The organism is Bacillus sp. TH22 (assembly GCF_016651015.1).
Taxonomy (GTDB): Bacteria; Bacillota; Bacilli; order Bacillales; family Bacillaceae_G; genus Bacillus_A; species Bacillus_A mycoides.
Genome location: NZ_JAEKER010000001.1, coordinates 2325746 through 2342002, shown reverse-complemented (window position 1 = coordinate 2342002; position 16257 = coordinate 2325746). Strand labels below are relative to the sequence as shown.

General features: G+C 41.5%; 6 protein-coding genes, 19 tRNA genes, 3 rRNA genes and 1 pseudogene. 28 read left to right on the top strand and 1 reads right to left on the bottom strand.

Annotation, left to right across the window (positions count from 1 at the left end; all coding sequences use genetic code 11):
• The first annotated feature begins 501 nt into the window (after window positions 1–501).
• The 4 genes and pseudogenes from JFU18_RS11965 to JFU18_RS29870 form a co-directional block, all read left to right on the top strand.
• A complete protein-coding gene (locus JFU18_RS11965; protein ID WP_000245113.1) occupies window positions 502–1401 on the top strand; it encodes a phosphate ABC transporter substrate-binding protein PstS family protein in 900 nt (299 codons plus the stop codon).
• A 71-nt stretch (window positions 1402–1472) separates the two neighbouring features.
• Entirely contained in the window at window positions 1473–2363 is an 891-nt protein-coding gene (pstC, locus tag JFU18_RS11960; RefSeq protein ID WP_016101789.1) for a phosphate ABC transporter permease subunit PstC, read from the top strand.
• A 2-nt stretch (window positions 2364–2365) separates the two neighbouring features.
• Entirely contained in the window at window positions 2366–3286 is a 921-nt protein-coding gene (gene pstA / locus JFU18_RS11955) for a phosphate ABC transporter permease PstA (protein WP_002010630.1), read from the top strand.
• Window positions 3287–3338: 52 nt separating this feature from the next.
• Window positions 3339–3751, top strand: a pseudogene (locus JFU18_RS29870) (P-loop nucleotide/nucleoside kinase family protein); the annotation flags it as partial.
• Window positions 3752–3799: 48 nt separating this feature from the next.
• On the opposite strand, the gene JFU18_RS11950 reads toward JFU18_RS29870, so the two are convergent.
• Complete coding sequence (locus JFU18_RS11950) at window positions 3800–6844, bottom strand: efflux RND transporter permease subunit (protein ID WP_201034724.1); 3045 nt, start codon at window positions 6842–6844, stop codon at window positions 3800–3802.
• 671 nt (window positions 6845–7515) lie between these two features.
• Between JFU18_RS11950 and JFU18_RS11945 the strand changes: the two genes are divergently transcribed.
• The 24 genes from JFU18_RS11945 to JFU18_RS11830 all read left to right on the top strand — a co-directional run bounded on the left by JFU18_RS11945 (window position 7516) and on the right by JFU18_RS11830 (window position 16160).
• A 16S ribosomal RNA gene (locus JFU18_RS11945) occupies window positions 7516–9068 on the top strand.
• 146 nt (window positions 9069–9214) lie between these two features.
• Window positions 9215–12139, top strand: a 23S ribosomal RNA gene (locus JFU18_RS11940).
• 99 nt (window positions 12140–12238) lie between these two features.
• Window positions 12239–12354: ribosomal RNA gene (rrf, locus tag JFU18_RS11935) — 5S ribosomal RNA — on the top strand.
• The 16S, 23S and 5S rRNA genes sit together here with 19 tRNA genes alongside, the layout of an rRNA operon.
• Window positions 12355–12359: 5 nt before the next feature.
• Window positions 12360–12435, top strand: a tRNA-Val gene (locus JFU18_RS11930).
• Between the two features lie 8 nt (window positions 12436–12443).
• Window positions 12444–12527: transfer RNA gene (locus JFU18_RS11925), tRNA-Tyr, on the top strand.
• Window positions 12528–12539: 12 nt separating this feature from the next.
• A tRNA-Gln gene (locus JFU18_RS11920) sits at window positions 12540–12614 on the top strand.
• A gap of 4 nt (window positions 12615–12618) precedes the next feature.
• Window positions 12619–12694: transfer RNA gene (locus JFU18_RS11915), tRNA-Lys, on the top strand.
• Between the two features lie 16 nt (window positions 12695–12710).
• Window positions 12711–12791 (top strand) — tRNA-Leu (locus tag JFU18_RS11910).
• A 29-nt stretch (window positions 12792–12820) separates the two neighbouring features.
• A tRNA-Gly gene (locus JFU18_RS11905) sits at window positions 12821–12895 on the top strand.
• 16 nt (window positions 12896–12911) lie between these two features.
• A tRNA-Leu gene (locus JFU18_RS11900) sits at window positions 12912–13000 on the top strand.
• A 3-nt stretch (window positions 13001–13003) separates the two neighbouring features.
• Window positions 13004–13077, top strand: a tRNA-Arg gene (locus tag JFU18_RS11895).
• Between the two features lie 10 nt (window positions 13078–13087).
• Window positions 13088–13161 (top strand) — tRNA-Pro (locus tag JFU18_RS11890).
• Window positions 13162–13176: 15 nt separating this feature from the next.
• Window positions 13177–13249: transfer RNA gene (locus JFU18_RS11885), tRNA-Ala, on the top strand.
• An 18-nt stretch (window positions 13250–13267) separates the two neighbouring features.
• Window positions 13268–13360 (top strand) — tRNA-Ser (locus tag JFU18_RS11880).
• Window positions 13361–13384: 24 nt separating this feature from the next.
• Window positions 13385–13461: transfer RNA gene (locus tag JFU18_RS11875), tRNA-Met, on the top strand.
• A gap of 2 nt (window positions 13462–13463) precedes the next feature.
• A tRNA-Asp gene (locus JFU18_RS11870) sits at window positions 13464–13539 on the top strand.
• 9 nt (window positions 13540–13548) lie between these two features.
• Window positions 13549–13624 (top strand) — tRNA-Phe (locus tag JFU18_RS11865).
• Window positions 13625–13642: 18 nt separating this feature from the next.
• A tRNA-Thr gene (locus tag JFU18_RS11860) sits at window positions 13643–13718 on the top strand.
• A 3-nt stretch (window positions 13719–13721) separates the two neighbouring features.
• A tRNA-Trp gene (locus JFU18_RS11855) sits at window positions 13722–13792 on the top strand.
• A gap of 10 nt (window positions 13793–13802) precedes the next feature.
• Window positions 13803–13879, top strand: a tRNA-Ile gene (locus tag JFU18_RS11850).
• A gap of 7 nt (window positions 13880–13886) precedes the next feature.
• A tRNA-Asn gene (locus JFU18_RS11845) sits at window positions 13887–13961 on the top strand.
• A gap of 1 nt (window position 13962) precedes the next feature.
• Window positions 13963–14034, top strand: a tRNA-Glu gene (locus tag JFU18_RS11840).
• Between the two features lie 131 nt (window positions 14035–14165).
• A complete protein-coding gene (locus JFU18_RS11835; RefSeq protein WP_002010634.1) occupies window positions 14166–14585 on the top strand; it encodes a CBS domain-containing protein in 420 nt (139 codons plus the stop codon).
• Window positions 14586–15008: 423 nt separating this feature from the next.
• Window positions 15009–16160: a DUF3965 domain-containing protein gene (locus JFU18_RS11830; RefSeq protein ID WP_002188350.1), complete on the top strand. Its 1152-nt coding sequence runs from the start codon at window positions 15009–15011 to the stop codon at window positions 16158–16160.
• Window positions 16161–16257: the final 97 nt, after the last annotated feature.

Genomic DNA, 16257 nt, shown 5'->3' with positions numbered 1-16257 from the left:
CCTCATCTCTATATTGTTAGTTTAAGTTTAAAAAGTTTCCTTAGGTAAACTTTTTGATACTAATATATTAGACTACATTTAATGATGCTGTCAATTAGTACTTTAAAAATATTCAATTATTTTTAGAATTGTTCCAATTTATTTAGTTGTACCAAAAAATATTACTGAAATTCTTCTCAATGTAAATAAAGTAAGGGTGTAAAACCTTAAAAATATAGGGTGATTGTAAATGTAGTTTTAATCTAAAGGGGAAAATGCAGAAAATTATTTACACTAGCTTTACATTGTTAAGATTAAATTTACAATAATGCATGTTTAGTGTGGGTTTTGTTGGGTTTTTCAACTATAAATGTTGGAATGTCTAGCTTTTGCGGGATGTTACCCCTATTTACTTAAACTTAAAAATTGCTTAACACTCACATAATATTGTTGTCCTACAATGAATTTGTGTTCGAAAGAAGATGAATTCGAAAAGTGATAATCCAAATGGGGGTACAAGACATGGTTATGAAAAAGGGTATTAAATTTTCTTTAGCGGCTTTAGTTGTTGCAGGTGCATTAGTTGGATGTGGAAAAGCAGAAAGTACGGATAATAAGGAAGCTGCTAAAGGTAGCGATGCAAAACAAGAATTATCAGGTACGATTGCAGCGGCTGGCTCTACAGCTCTTCAACCTCTTGCGGAGGAAGCTGGAAAGAAATTCATGGAGAAAAATTCAAAGGTTTCTATTCAAGTTCAAGGTGGCGGTAGTGGAACTGGGATTAACCAAGTAGCATCTGGTGCAGTGCAAATTGGTAACTCAGATGTTCCAGCTGGAGATAAAATAAAAGATGCTGAAAAAGCAAAAGAATTAGTAGATAACAAAGTTGCGGGTATCGCATTCGCACTTGTCGTAAATAAAGATGTAAAAGTTGATAACTTAACAGTAAAACAAGTGCAAGATATCTTCACTGGAAAAGTAACGAATTGGAAAGAAGTAGGCGGAAAAGATGAAAAAATCAATGTAATTAACCGACCAGCTTCATCTGGTACACGTGCTACTTTTGAAAAGACAGTGATGAAAGACGCGAAGATTAATGATGGAACTGGTACAACACAAGATTCTAATGGTGCTGTAGAGCAAGCGATTAACTCTACTCCAGGTTCAGTTAGTTACTTAGCAATGTCTTACATGGTTGGTGAGAAAAAAGGTGCGTTACAAACGGTTAAAATTGATGGATCTGAACCGAAAGTTGAAAATATTTCTGCTGGTAAATATCCATTCTGGTCTTACGAGTACATGGTAACTAAAGGTGAGGCAAAAGAAGCGACAAAAGCTTACATTGACTATGTAAAAGGTAAAGATTTCGAAAAACAAGTAGAAGATATGGGTTACATCCCAATGTCTAAATTAAATAAGTAATAAAATTTTATGGGGCTGGCTGCAAGGCCAGTCCTGTTCAATGCAATCTATGAAGTGGGGTCTGTCCTGTGATGAAGGGGAAAAAACAAATTAATTACGTAAAGAGTGAATATATAGGTAGATCACTTGTTACGTTTTGCGGTATCTTTATTGTTTTTATTACATTAGCTATTATTGCGTTTATTTGCGGCAAAGGAATTCAATCTTTCACGCAAAGTGGTATCTCGTTTTCTGAGGTGTTAACTTCGATGAAATGGAATCCAAATGCTGATCAAGGTACGTATGGTGCTGTCATCTTTATTGTTGGTTCGACGCTTGTGTCGTTAGGTGCTGTTGTCATTAGTGCACCAATTGCTATAGCTCTTGCTATATTCATGAATTTAATTTCGCCGAAGTTTGGGAATAAAGTATTAAAGCCTGTTTTAGAATTATTAGTTGGTATTCCATCAGTTGTATACGGATTATTAGGGGTTACAATCTTGGTTCCTCTATTACGGGATTCGTTCGGTGGAGTGGGATTTAGTTTAATTGCGGGTATTATTGTCCTGAGTATTATGATTTTACCTACTATTGCTAGTATTGCCTCTGATGCAATACGCTCTGTTCCGTTTGATTACTTGGAAGCTTCTTACGGTCTAGGATCGACGAAATGGCAAGCGATTAGCCGAGTTATTGTTCCTGCTGCAAAACAAGGAATTTTAACAGGTATAGTTTTAGGGTTAGCGCGTGCTTTTGGTGAAGCGTTAGCGGTTCAAATGGTAATCGGGAACACGATTAAATTACCGGAAGGAATATATAGTCCAACAGCAACGTTAACAGGTATTCTGACAATGGATATGACGAATACATTGAACGGAACAGCTTGGAACAATGCGCTATGGACGTTAGCAATGATTTTACTTGTTATTTCATTCCTGTTTATTTTAGTAATTCGAGCGATTGGTCAAAGAGGTGAGCGATAATAATGAATGCAAGAACGGTAAATAAAGTTTGGACAGGTATCTTTTATGGGGTTGCAGCTTTAGTTGTAGCTTTGCTGGCTTTTTTAATGTACGAAATTCTGCAAAAGGGATGGGGATTTTGGGATCCTAGTTTCTTATTCGGAGAACCAAGCAATACAAGAGCTGGTGGGGGAATTGGTCCACAGTTATTCAATTCTTTCTACATGCTTGTTATAACACTTATTATATCTATTCCTCTTGGACTAGGGGCTGGAATATATTTAGCGGAGTATGCAAAACAAGGTCGTTTTTTAAGTTTTGTTCGTTTATGTATTGAAACAATGGCGTCTTTACCTTCTATTGTTGTTGGACTATTTGGCTTATTAGTATTTGTTACCATGACAGGCTGGGGATATACAGTAATGGGTGGAGCTCTTGCTTTAACTATTTTGAATTTGCCTGGTTTAACACGTGTTTGTGAAAATGCGATTTCTGAAGTTCCTCATAATGTAAAAGAGGCGAGTCTTGGACTAGGTGCAACGAAATGGCAAACAATTGCCCGCATCATTATCCCGTCTTCGTTACCACAAATCATTACAGGTATTATTTTAGCGGCAGGCCGTATATTCGGTGAAGCTGCGGCGTTAATTTATACAGCGGGTTTAACATCACCTATTTTAAATTCAGCAGCGGACTTCTCGAGCCCCTCGCATCCTTTAAATCCATTTAGACCAGCTGAAACGTTAGCTGTTCACATTTGGAAATTAAACTCTGAAGGGATTATCCCGGATGCGAAGTTAATTGCAACAAAATCTGCAGCTGTATTAATTATTATGGTATTACTCTTTAATATCATTTCTCGTTTCGTAGCATCTGTATTACACAAGCGTTTTACAGGAGCGAAAAAAAGTCGTAAAACGACGAAGAAGGTAAAAGCGGCATAAATGTCCGTAAAAGAACTCTCTGTTTATAAACAGGGGTTTTTTTTACGGACATTTATTAAAATCATTAACGGTAAGAGGGAGTGAATCGACAGTTGTTGGGGGAGTCTCCTATGATATTGAGTGGAAACTGATAGGTTTTTTGTTGGAACAAGAACATAGTGTTATATTAGATAGCCCATGTCTCTATGAGGGGATGCTTGAAAAGGAATAGGTTTATGTCGGAAGTATGGGGCTACATATAAATATATTGAATGTTATCTTAATAATATAGAAGAAATTAATCGTAGGTTACAAACGCGTGAACGTAAGATAAGTCAAATTACAAAAGTAGAATCAGAAGTAGCATTTCAAAAATGTCTGGCTGGCAGTAAAAGGCCTTTACATGGTGAATATCTTATTGTAGATTCTGGAGAGCCGCTAGAGAAGTATGGTAAAAAAGTGATGGATTATATTATGGATAGGTAGAGGGATAAAAAAGCGTTATCTTCATAATTGAAGATAACGCCTTTTAGTTTAAATATCAGGTGTTTCTGTAGAAGTGCTTATTTTTCTGCGGGAGCGTCTTTTTCTCCCGATTTTATCTAATAGTTCATACATAACGGGAACGACTACTAATGTAAGAACGGTTGAGACTGCCAAACCACCGATTACAACGACGGCCAGACTTTTCGATACCATACTTCCTGCTTGAGATTGCCCGAAGAGGAGTGGTAGCATAGCGACGATTGTTGTTATAGCTGTCATAATAATTGGGCGTAATCTAGTAGATCCTGCTTCTAGTAAGGCTTCTCTGGTTTCCATACCGTTTTCCCGATTTTGTTGCACTCTTTCTATTAATACAATAGCATTTGTAACGACAATCCCGATTAACATTAATGCGCCGATTAATGAATTTACGTCAACAGGTGTTCTTGAAATGATTAATCCTAAAATACCGCCGACAGCAGCTAATGGTAAAGAGAATAAAATCGCGAAAGGAGCACGTGCTTGCCCGAATGTGATAACCATAATTAAATATACAATCCCGATTGCGATACCCATAATTTTGAATAAATCTGTGAAGTTCTCTTGCATAGATTCAGTAGCGCCTGCGACATTTACTTTTGCTCCGTTAGGTAAATCTAAGTCGGCTATCGCCTTGTTTACTTCTGCGCTTACTTTGCTTAAATCCTCACTTGAAGCTTCTGCAGTAATTTGAATCGTTTCTTTCCCATCTTTATGGAAGATTTCCGTTTGAAGTTGTTTTTCTGAAATAGTTGCAATGTCTTTTAAAGGAATTGGTCCGTTAATAGGTGATAGTATGTTTGTGTTTAAAATATCTTCTTGTTTGTTAATGGATGCTTTTTTATGTTCTATTATAATGGTTGTTTTTTCATTATTGATTGAGATTTCCCCAAGAGGAGATTTCTTCATAAGGAATGATACTTGTTGTGCTACTAATTCTGGTGTTAAACCGTGTTGTTCCGCTTTTGTTTGATCGATATGAATTTGCCATTCTTTTTTAGAGTCTTCTATATTTGTTTTTACTTTAGAGAGATCGTCCATACCTTTTAGTTTTGTTTCGACGATGTTGGCGGCCTTTTTTAAATTTGTTGCGTTAGTAGCGGTTACGTTAAATTGTAAGTTGTTTCCGCCTCCAGAGTCAGAGTAACTCGTTTTTATATAATCAAGTTCAGCTGGTTCAAAAGTATTATGATCCTTTTTTAATTCTTTAATATATTGGTCGATGTCAGATCCTTTTTTAAAGACTACAAATATAGTTGCAAGATTGTTTTGAGTTGTCTGTCCCCATTGTGCATCTTCTGCGCTAGATCCCATTCGCAAAATAACATCTGTTACATCAGAATTAGAGAGGAGTTTCTTTTCGAAATCAAAGGCTTTTTGTTTTTTAGCTTCAGAATCATAATCACCTGGAAATGTCATGTTAACGGAAAGCATTGTATCGTCTTCAGACTTTATGTTCGCTTTCGGAAGTAGTATGTAGGCTGCAATTGATCCTGCAAATAATAAAAAAGAAGTGAGTAGAATGATAAACTTATGAGAAAGAGCCCACTTTAATGTAGTGACATATCGCGGTGAAGAATGTGAATTGCGACGTTTTGTTTTTTTGAGCAGTAAAAAAGCCATAAGTGGAACGACTGTTAATGCCACAATTAAGGAAGAAAGTATAGAATACACAACTGCTAACACCATAGGTAACATTAGTTTTCCGATTACTCCCGATACGAGACCGATAGGTAAAAAAACGGCGACTGTCGTTAAAGTAGAAGAGGTAATTGCGACGGCGACCTCTTTTGTTGCATCGAGAATAATATCTTTAGAGAAAGGTTCTTTTTGTAAACGACGGAAAATATTCTCGATGACAACGATACTATCATCGACGAGACGTCCAACTGCAACGGCTAAGCCACCAAGAGTTAGAATGTTAAGTGTGATGTTAGATTGATGGAGTAAAAATAGTGTTAATAAAATAGATAATGGAATACTAACGACAGCGATGAGTGTTGTTCGGAAGTTGCGTAAAAAGATTAAGATAATGAGAGTTGCAGCAATTGCCCCAAGGATTACTTCTTTTCCCATACTAGTAACAGCATTTTCAACTTGCTCATGAGTTGAAGCTAAAAGTTTAATAGAGAATTGATCTTTATATTGCTTGCTTATATCTTTAATCTTTTTATCAATGTCTTTTCCGATTGCAACCGCATTTTTACTCGGCTCTTTCATGATGATTAATCCTGTTCCTTCTTCCCCGTTTATGTGCGAGATTGTATCGTAATGTTGTTTTAATTCAATTTGAGCAACATCTTGTAATTTTACTTGAGGTGTAACGGTGATGTTTTTTATGTCATTTACATTTTTTATATCCCCGATGACACGAAGATTGTATTCTGCCTTATTAACGGTAATTGCTCCGGCTGGAGTGGAAGTTTCTTTTCCTTGTAAAACTGTTAGTACTTGCTGTGATGTTACGTTTTTATCTTTTAGTTGGTTAGGATCAAGTACGATGGATAATTCGGAAGTTGATTTTCCGAAAAACATAACATTGGCAACACCATCAATGCTTTCGAGTTGTGGTACGATTTCTTTCTCAATTTGTTTTTCGTCAGCTTTTGAAAATCCGTTTTGCTTCTGGATGGTAATTTGAGCGAGTGGAATCATAGAAGTGTTTAATTGACTAACAACAGGTTTAGTTACATCTTTAGGTAATTTAATCGTATTAATTGTTTTTTCGACTTCGCGTGCCGCGTCTTTCATATTTGCCTTGGATGTATATGCAATGTCGATGCGTGATAATCCTTCATGTGTGGAAGAAGTGATGCCATCGATATGTTCTAAATTACGAAATTGTTTTTCAAGGGGATCAGTTACGTCCTTGGTCATCGTTTCAGCATCGAGCCCTTGAGATAATGTCGTAACAGTTATTGCAGGGTTATCGATGCTTGGTAAAAATTCCATAGGTAATTTAGAGCCGGAATAAACACCGAGTATGGAAATGAGAAAAACCATAATAATAATAGCGGCTCGGTTTTTTAATGAAAATTTTGTTAACCTATCCATAAAATAATTCCTCCATTAGTTTATTTATAGTTTTGTGGGCACTTTCTTACTATATAACAAAAATTGGATATCTTTCATTAATTAAATGTAAAAAAATTCTAACAATAATCTTAATTTAATATTTCGAGGGGAAGTTTGTTATTTGTGGAAGCAAAATTCCTGATTGGAGAGAAAAATCAGGAATTAAAGTTTTGCTCTAGTATAGTGGCCACGTTTTTTGTTACTCTACATTTAAATGATTATTTGTCCTTCTTAAGTAGAACTATGGTAATTATAAAATTAAAAAAGGAGAAGACTAAAGGTTAGGAAGTTATTGTGAAATACTGCCTGGTTGATGATAGTGTATAGTAACTTGTATATAATCAAAATGAATGCTTTTAGTAGAAAGGATAAGGGCTCTTTCTATAGAAGAGAGTAGGATAGATAACTTTTTGTATTTTTTATAAAAAATACTTGTTATTTAAAAACCATGATGGTATATTAATAAACGTCGCTGATGCGGAAACGCAGAAAACGACAAAAAAGAAATTCAAAAACATAGTTGACATCGAAAAATGAAGATGTTAATATGATGAAGTCGCTTTTGAAGCGGCAGACAAGTTCTTTGAAAACTGAACGAAACAAACAACGTGAACGTCAATTTTTATTTTTAGATGCTAGACAAACTAACTTTATTGGAGAGTTTGATCCTGGCTCAGGATGAACGCTGGCGGCGTGCCTAATACATGCAAGTCGAGCGAATGGATTAAGAGCTTGCTCTTATGAAGTTAGCGGCGGACGGGTGAGTAACACGTGGGTAACCTACCCATAAGACTGGGATAACTCCGGGAAACCGGGGCTAATACCGGATAATATTTTGAACTGCATAGTTCGAAATTGAAAGGCGGCTTCGGCTGTCACTTATGGATGGACCCGCGTCGCATTAGCTAGTTGGTGAGGTAACGGCTCACCAAGGCGACGATGCGTAGCCGACCTGAGAGGGTGATCGGCCACACTGGGACTGAGACACGGCCCAGACTCCTACGGGAGGCAGCAGTAGGGAATCTTCCGCAATGGACGAAAGTCTGACGGAGCAACGCCGCGTGAGTGATGAAGGCTTTCGGGTCGTAAAACTCTGTTGTTAGGGAAGAACAAGTGCTAGTTGAATAAGTCGGCACCTTGACGGTACCTAACCAGAAAGCCACGGCTAACTACGTGCCGACAGCCGCGGTAATACGTAGGTGGCAAGCGTTATCCGGAATTATTGGGCGTAAAGCGCGCGCAGGTGGTTTCTTAAGTCTGATGTGAAAGCCCACGGCTCAACCGTGGAGGGTCATTGGAAACTGGGAGACTTGAGTGCAGAAGAGGAAAGTGGAATTCCATGTGTAGCGGTGAAATGCGTAGAGATATGGAGGAACACCAGTGGCGAAGGCGACTTTCTGGTCTGTAACTGACACTGAGGCGCGAAAGCGTGGGGAGCAAACAGGATTAGATACCCTGGTAGTCCACGCCGTAAACGATGAGTGCTAAGTGTTAGAGGGTTTCCGCCCTTTAGTGCTGAAGTTAACGCATTAAGCACTCCGCCTGGGGAGTACGGCCGCAAGGCTGAAACTCAAAGGAATTGACGGGGGCCCGCACAAGCGGTGGAGCATGTGGTTTAATTCGAAGCAACGCGAAGAACCTTACCAGGTCTTGACATCCTCTGAAAACTCTAGAGATAGAGCTTCTCCTTCGGGAGCAGAGTGACAGGTGGTGCATGGTTGTCGTCAGCTCGTGTCGTGAGATGTTGGGTTAAGTCCCGCAACGAGCGCAACCCTTGATCTTAGTTGCCATCATTAAGTTGGGCACTCTAAGGTGACTGCCGGTGACAAACCGGAGGAAGGTGGGGATGACGTCAAATCATCATGCCCCTTATGACCTGGGCTACACACGTGCTACAATGGACGGTACAAAGAGCTGCAAGACCGCGAGGTGGAGCTAATCTCATAAAACCGTTCTCAGTTCGGATTGTAGGCTGCAACTCGCCTACATGAAGGCTGGAATCGCTAGTAATCGCGGATCAGCATGCCGCGGTGAATACGTTCCCGGGCCTTGTACACACCGCCCGTCACACCACGAGAGTTTGTAACACCCGAAGTCGGTGGGGTAACCTTTATGGAGCCGACCGCCTAAGGTGGGACAGATGATTGGGGTGAAGTCGTAACAAGGTAGCCGTATCGGAAGGTGCGGTCGGATCACCTCCTTTCTATGGAGAATTGATGAACGCAGTTCATCAATAAACGTTGACTTGTTTTGTTTCGTTCAGTTTTGAGAGAACTATCTCTCAAGTTTAAATGTATGTTCTTTGAAAACTAGATAACAGTGTAGCTCATATTTTTTTAATTTTAGTTTGGTTAAGTTAGAAAGGGCGCACGGTGGATGCCTTGACACTAGGAGTCGATGAAGGACGGGACTAACGCCGATATGCTTCGGGGAGCTGTAAGTAAGCTTTGATCCGAAGATTTCCGAATGGGGAAACCCACTATACGTAATGGTATGGTATCCTTACCTGAATACATAGGGTATGGAAGACAGACCCAGGGAACTGAAACATCTAAGTACCTGGAGGAAGAGAAAGCAAATGCGATTTCCTGAGTAGCGGCGAGCGAAACGGAATCTAGCCCAAACCAAGAGGCTTGCCTCTTGGGGTTGTAGGACATTCTATACGGAGTTACAAAGGAACGAGGTAGACGAAGCGACCTGGAAAGGTCCGTCACAGAGGGTAATAACCCCGTAGTCGAAACTTCGTTCTCTCTTGAATGTATCCTGAGTACGGCGGAACACGTGAAATTCCGTCGGAATCTGGGAGGACCATCTCCCAAGGCTAAATACTCCCTAGTGATCGATAGTGAACCAGTACCGTGAGGGAAAGGTGAAAAGCACCCCGGAAGGGGAGTGAAAGAGATCCTGAAACCGTGTGCCTACAAATAGTCAGAGCCCGTTAATGGGTGATGGCGTGCCTTTTGTAGAATGAACCGGCGAGTTACGATCCCGTGCGAGGTTAAGCTGAAGAGGCGGAGCCGCAGCGAAAGCGAGTCTGAATAGGGCGTTTAGTACGTGGTCGTAGACCCGAAACCAGGTGATCTACCCATGTCCAGGGTGAAGTTCAGGTAACACTGAATGGAGGCCCGAACCCACGCACGTTGAAAAGTGCGGGGATGAGGTGTGGGTAGCGGAGAAATTCCAATCGAACCTGGAGATAGTCTGGTTCTCCCCGAAATAGCTTTAGGGCTAGCCTTAAGTGTAAGAGTCTTGGAGGTAGAGCACTGATTGAACTAGGGGTCCTCATCGGATTACCGAATTCAGTCAAACTCCGAATGCCAATGACTTATCCTTAGGAGTCAGACTGCGAGTGATAAGATCCGTAGTCAAGAGGGAAACAGCCCAGATCGCCAGCTAAGGTCCCAAAGTGTGTATTAAGTGGAAAAGGATGTGGAGTTGCTTAGACAACTAGGATGTTGGCTCAGAAGCAGCCACCATTTAAAGAGTGCGTAATAGCTCACTAGTCGAGTGACTCTGCGCCGAAAATGTACCGGGGCTAAATACACCACCGAAGCTGCGAATTGATACCAATGGTATCAGTGGTAGGGGAGCGTTCTAAGTGCAGTGAAGTCAGACCGGAAGGACTGGTGGAGCGCTTAGAAGTGAGAATGCCGGTATGAGTAGCGAAAGACGGGTGAGAATCCCGTCCACCGAATGCCTAAGGTTTCCTGAGGAAGGCTCGTCCGCTCAGGGTTAGTCAGGACCTAAGCCGAGGCCGACAGGCGTAGGCGATGGACAACAGGTTGATATTCCTGTACCACCTCTTTATCGTTTGAGCAATGGAGGGACGCAGAAGGATAGAAGAAGCGTGCGATTGGTTGTGCACGTCCAAGCAGTTAGGCTGATAAGTAGGCAAATCCGCTTATCGTGAAGGCTGAGCTGTGATGGGGAAGCTCCTTATGGAGCGAAGTCTTTGATTCCCCGCTGCCAAGAAAAGCTTCTAGCGAGATAAAAGGTGCCTGTACCGCAAACCGACACAGGTAGGCGAGGAGAGAATCCTAAGGTGTGCGAGAGAACTCTGGTTAAGGAACTCGGCAAAATGACCCCGTAACTTCGGGAGAAGGGGTGCTTTCTTAACGGAAAGCCGCAGTGAATAGGCCCAAGCGACTGTTTAGCAAAAACACAGGTCTCTGCGAAGCCGTAAGGCGAAGTATAGGGGCTGACACCTGCCCGGTGCTTCGGAAGGTTAAGGAGAGGGGTTAGCGTAAGCGAAGCTCTGAACTGAAGCCCCAGTAAACGGCGGCCGTAACTATAACGGTCCTAAGGTAGCGAAATTCCTTGTCGGGTAAGTTCCGACCCGCACGAAAGGTGTAACGATTTGGGCACTGTCTCAACCAGAGACTCGGTGAAATTATAGTACCTGTGAAGATGCAGGTTACCCGCGACAGGACGGAAAGACCCCGTGGAGCTTTACTGTAGCCTGATATTGAATTTTGGTACAGTTTGTACAGGATAGGCGGGAGCCATTGAAACCGGAGCGCTAGCTTCGGTGGAGGCGCTGGTGGGATACCGCCCTGACTGTATTGAAATTCTAACCTACGGGTCTTATCGACCCGGGAGACAGTGTCAGGTGGGCAGTTTGACTGGGGCGGTCGCCTCCTAAAGTGTAACGGAGGCGCCCAAAGGTTCCCTCAGAATGGTTGGAAATCATTCGTAGAGTGCAAAGGCATAAGGGAGCTTGACTGCGAGACCTACAAGTCGAGCAGGGACGAAAGTCGGGCTTAGTGATCCGGTGGTTCCGCATGGAAGGGCCATCGCTCAACGGATAAAAGCTACCCCGGGGATAACAGGCTTATCTCCCCCAAGAGTCCACATCGACGGGGAGGTTTGGCACCTCGATGTCGGCTCATCGCATCCTGGGGCTGTAGTCGGTCCCAAGGGTTGGGCTGTTCGCCCATTAAAGCGGTACGCGAGCTGGGTTCAGAACGTCGTGAGACAGTTCGGTCCCTATCCGTCGTGGGCGCAGGAAATTTGAGAGGAGCTGTCCTTAGTACGAGAGGACCGGGATGGACGCACCGCTGGTGTACCAGTTGTTCTGCCAAGGGCATAGCTGGGTAGCTATGTGCGGAAGGGATAAGTGCTGAAAGCATCTAAGCATGAAGCCCCCCTCAAGATGAGATTTCCCATAGCGTAAGCTAGTAAGATCCCTGAAAGATGATCAGGTTGATAGGTTCGAGGTGGAAGCATGGTGACATGTGGAGCTGACGAATACTAATAGATCGAGGACTTAACCATATAATATGAAGCAACGTTATCTAGTTTTGAGAGAATATAAAAACTTGTTGACTTTCTAAGTGAATCAAGTATAATAATGTTTGTCTCAATCGAATATAGTCTGGTAATGATGGCAGAGAGGTCACACCCGTTCCCATACCGAACACGGAAGTTAAGCTCTCTAGCGCCAATGGTAGTTGGGACCTTGTCCCTGCGAGAGTAGGACGTTGCCAGGCAAAATGGAGGATTAGCTCAGCTGGGAGAGCACCTGCCTTACAAGCAGGGGGTCGGCGGTTCGATCCCGTCATCCTCCACCATATATGTCGGAGGGGTAGCGAAGTGGCTAAACGCGGCGGACTGTAAATCCGCTCCTTCGGGTTCGGCAGTTCGAATCTGCCCCCCTCCACCATTTCTTAATTATTGGGCTATAGCCAAGCGGTAAGGCAACGGACTTTGACTCCGTCATGCGCTGGTTCGAATCCAGCTAGCCCAGCCATTAAGAGCCATTAGCTCAGTTGGTAGAGCATCTGACTTTTAATCAGAGGGTCGAAGGTTCGAATCCTTCATGGCTCACCATTTTTTTAAAAAATATGCGGGTGTGGCGGAATTGGCAGACGCACTAGACTTAGGATCTAGCGCCTTTGGCGTGGGGGTTCGACTCCCTTCACCCGCACTTTTAATAAAATAACTCAAACATGTCTTGCGGAAGTAGTTCAGTGGTAGAATACAACCTTGCCAAGGTTGGGGTCGCGGGTTCGAATCCCGTCTTCCGCTCCAATTTTCAGTATGACATGCCGGGGTGGCGGAACAGGCAGACGCACAGGACTTAAAATCCTGCGGTGGGTGACCACCGTGCGGGTTCGACCCCCGCCCTCGGCACCATATGCGCCCGTAGCTCAATTGGATAGAGCGTTTGACTACGGATCAAGAGGTTAGGGGTTCGACTCCTCTCGGGCGCGCTTTTATTAACGGGAAGTGGCTCAGCTTGGTAGAGCACCTGGTTTGGGACCAGGGGGTCGCAGGTTCAAATCCTGTCTTCCCGATTTTCCCAAAAACATGGGGCCTTAGCTCAGCTGGGAGAGCGCCTGCCTTGCACGCAGGAGGTCAGCGGTTCGATCCCGCTAGGCTCCACTTTATTTTTTATATGTCGGAGGTATACCCAAGTTCGGCTGAAGGGATCGGTCTTGAAAACCGACAGGCGGCGAGAGTCGCGCGGGGGTTCGAATCCCTCTACCTCCTCCATTTTTTTTAAAAACATAATATCGTCGCGGGGTGGAGCAGTACGGTAGCTCGTCGGGCTCATAATCCGAAGGTCGCAGGTTCAAATCCTGTCCCCGCAACCAATGGTCCCGTGGTGTAGTGGTTAACATGCCTGCCTGTCACGCAGGAGATCGCCGGTTCGACCCCGGTCGGGACCGCCATTTTATGTTGGCTCGGTAGCTCAGTCGGTAGAGCAGAGGACTGAAAATCCTCGTGTCGGCGGTTCGATTCCGTCCCGAGCCACCATTTTTTTTTTTTTTTTATGCCGGCTTAGCTCAATTGGTAGAGCAACTGACTTGTAATCAGTAGGTTGGGGGTTCAAGTCCTCTAGCCGGCACCATTTAGGGGCATAGTTTAAAGGTAGAACTGAGGTCTCCAAAACCTCCAGTGTGGGTTCAATTCCTACTGCCCCTGTAAAGTATATGGGCCTATAGCTCAGCTGGTTAGAGCGCACGCCTGATAAGCGTGAGGTCGATGGTTCGAGTCCATTTAGGCCCACCATATATATTCCGCAGTAGCTCAGTGGTAGAGCTATCGGCTGTTAACCGATCGGTCGTAGGTTCGAGTCCTACCTGCGGAGCCATGGCCCGTTGGTCAAGTGGTTAAGACACCGCCCTTTCACGGCGGTAACACGGGTTCGAATCCCGTACGGGTCATAAAAAAAGAGTCAGCAATATGCTGACTCTTTTTTATTATGTATAAGCCTCTTTTTATCAACTTATTTTCCTGAAATAAATAAAGGGATTTAGGAAAAGCTATGGTATGTATTAAAAGGAGGAGATGAAAAATGACGCAAGTTAGAGAACTTATGAGTACTCATATCGTACATTGTACACCATTAGACAATGTATATGAGGCAGCTGTAAAAATGAAGGAAGAATCGGTTGGATTGATTCCTGTTATTGAAAATAAACAAGTTGTTGGGCTTGTTACTGATCGAGACTTAGTTGTTCGTGGGATTGCTGAAAAACATCCTGGATCTAATCAAATTACAAATGTAATGACAACAAACATTGTTTCAGTTTCTCCAGATGATTCTATTGAAAAAGCTACAGAATTAATGGCACAATATCAAATTAGACGGTTACCGGTTGTTGAGAGCGGTCAACTTGTTGGGATGCTAGCACTAGGTGATTTAGCTATAAGAAAATCAGCAGATGATCAAGCAGGGTTTGCTTTAAGTGAAATCTCAGAGCATATGGAATAAATTATGTATAAAGATCAGATACATTATTCTAGTATATACGGATTAAACTAATATGTTAGCGTGATGTATCTGAGACATTATATAATAAGTATAGAGTCAATATTTTTGACAGTTTTTTTAAATTTGTCATTCCTAATTTTTAATAAGAGAAAAAATGATATACTGAGAGATATAAGTGTTATTATAGATTTTGAATATAACAATATTTGTTGTTAATGATGTAATAATGAATTAATATTTCCTACGTAGATAAAGTGAAACTTTAATTATTGGGGGGTGTCCATCCCCAAATAATTATTAGTTGAACCAATCGGGCTTTTATGGGCAGTTTTATCTCCCACCTAACTTCCTCGCATTCGCAGAATTTTGAGGTGGGAGTCTTACTGCCCGCAAATAGCGGGATAAAAAGGGAAGGGGAATTATATGAGGGCTGTACAGGGCGATCCAAATTGGAATTTGGTTACAGATACATATATAGAACCAAATAATTTCGCTGAGTTATTTTCTTTGCTTGTACCTTGTCATCCAAAAGGTGAAGGGAAAGAGCGAACTATATTAGTATGGAAAGAAAAAGAATTTTATAAAGAAGAAAATTTAGCGCCATTTATCGTATATGGCATGAATAAAGTAAAGAATTTACCGCAGTTTCATAAAGATGAAATTCCAACTCTAGTACGTATTCTTCGTTTATGTCAAGAGATTGGTTGGTATGAAGAGGCAAATGCTTTTATGATAACCCAAGGGCTAGATGAATTTGTCCGAACTTCATTGGAGTATGAAACATGGGATCTTTTGACGAAAGCAGTTGCTTTAAACTATTTAATTATTAAATATCGTATTGGTGAATTAACAGCTGAGGATGTAGAAATTTGGGATCGAGTTAAATTTAGTGAGAAATGTATAACAGATTGCAAACATCTATTATCTCATAAAGAAGTATTGGAATTTACATTCTTTTATATGTGTAAGCGAGCGAAAACACTGTCAAAAGAGAAATTAAATAGCGATATGATGAGTCTGGCAATGTATTGTAATACTTTTGTGTATGATTTATATACACATGACTTATTACGAAAGTATCGTAAGTGTACAGACTTCCTATCATATTATGGACCTAGTCAAGCAGTTTTAGCTTGTCAAAGAGCTGTACTTTCACAAATTTCCGATCGATTAGACCCTTTAAAGACAACTCATGTAGATGATTATTTATATGTGATGAAAGAAATGATGGAGCATATGACGATAGGGGTAATGGATCGGTATGGTCATTTTATTGGAAAGCTACTATCATATGTACCATTTTTCGAAATGATCCAAGTTCCACAGCATGCATATTATTGTGAAGAATTACTTTATATTTGTAAGGGAATTGAATACAAAGAAGAAATACTACGCAATTATATATTTATACAATTACATGATTGTTTACCATCATTCTTTAAACTATTTCTTAAAAATAAGCGTTATGCAACGATTCATGATATTCTTTTCTATTGGTGCGACGATGAACAAAGAATGAGCTTAGAGAAAAAATATAATCTTAGTTTCATTTATGAAAAATATGCTTGTGGATAAACCATATTTTTCATATTAAAAATTAATATAAATTAAAAAGGATCTCAAGTTTATGTGAGATCCTTTTTTTGTTAGTAAAGCAAGGAGAAAGTAACTA

Bases quoted from the DNA above. Each gene is read 5' to 3' on its own strand.
- JFU18_RS11965 (WP_000245113.1), top strand. From the start codon at position 502: ATGGTTATGAAAAAGGGTATTAAATTTTCTTTAGCGGCTTTAGTTGTT.
- pstA (WP_002010630.1), top strand. From the start codon at position 2,366: ATGAATGCAAGAACGGTAAATAAAGTTTGGACAGGTATCTTTTATGGG.
- pstC (WP_016101789.1), top strand. From the start codon at position 1,473: ATGAAGGGGAAAAAACAAATTAATTACGTAAAGAGTGAATATATAGGT.
- JFU18_RS11830 (WP_002188350.1), top strand. From the start codon at position 15,009: ATGAGGGCTGTACAGGGCGATCCAAATTGGAATTTGGTTACAGATACA.
- JFU18_RS11835 (WP_002010634.1), top strand. From the start codon at position 14,166: ATGACGCAAGTTAGAGAACTTATGAGTACTCATATCGTACATTGTACA.
- JFU18_RS11950 (WP_201034724.1), bottom strand. From the start codon at position 6,844: ATGGATAGGTTAACAAAATTTTCATTAAAAAACCGAGCCGCTATTATT.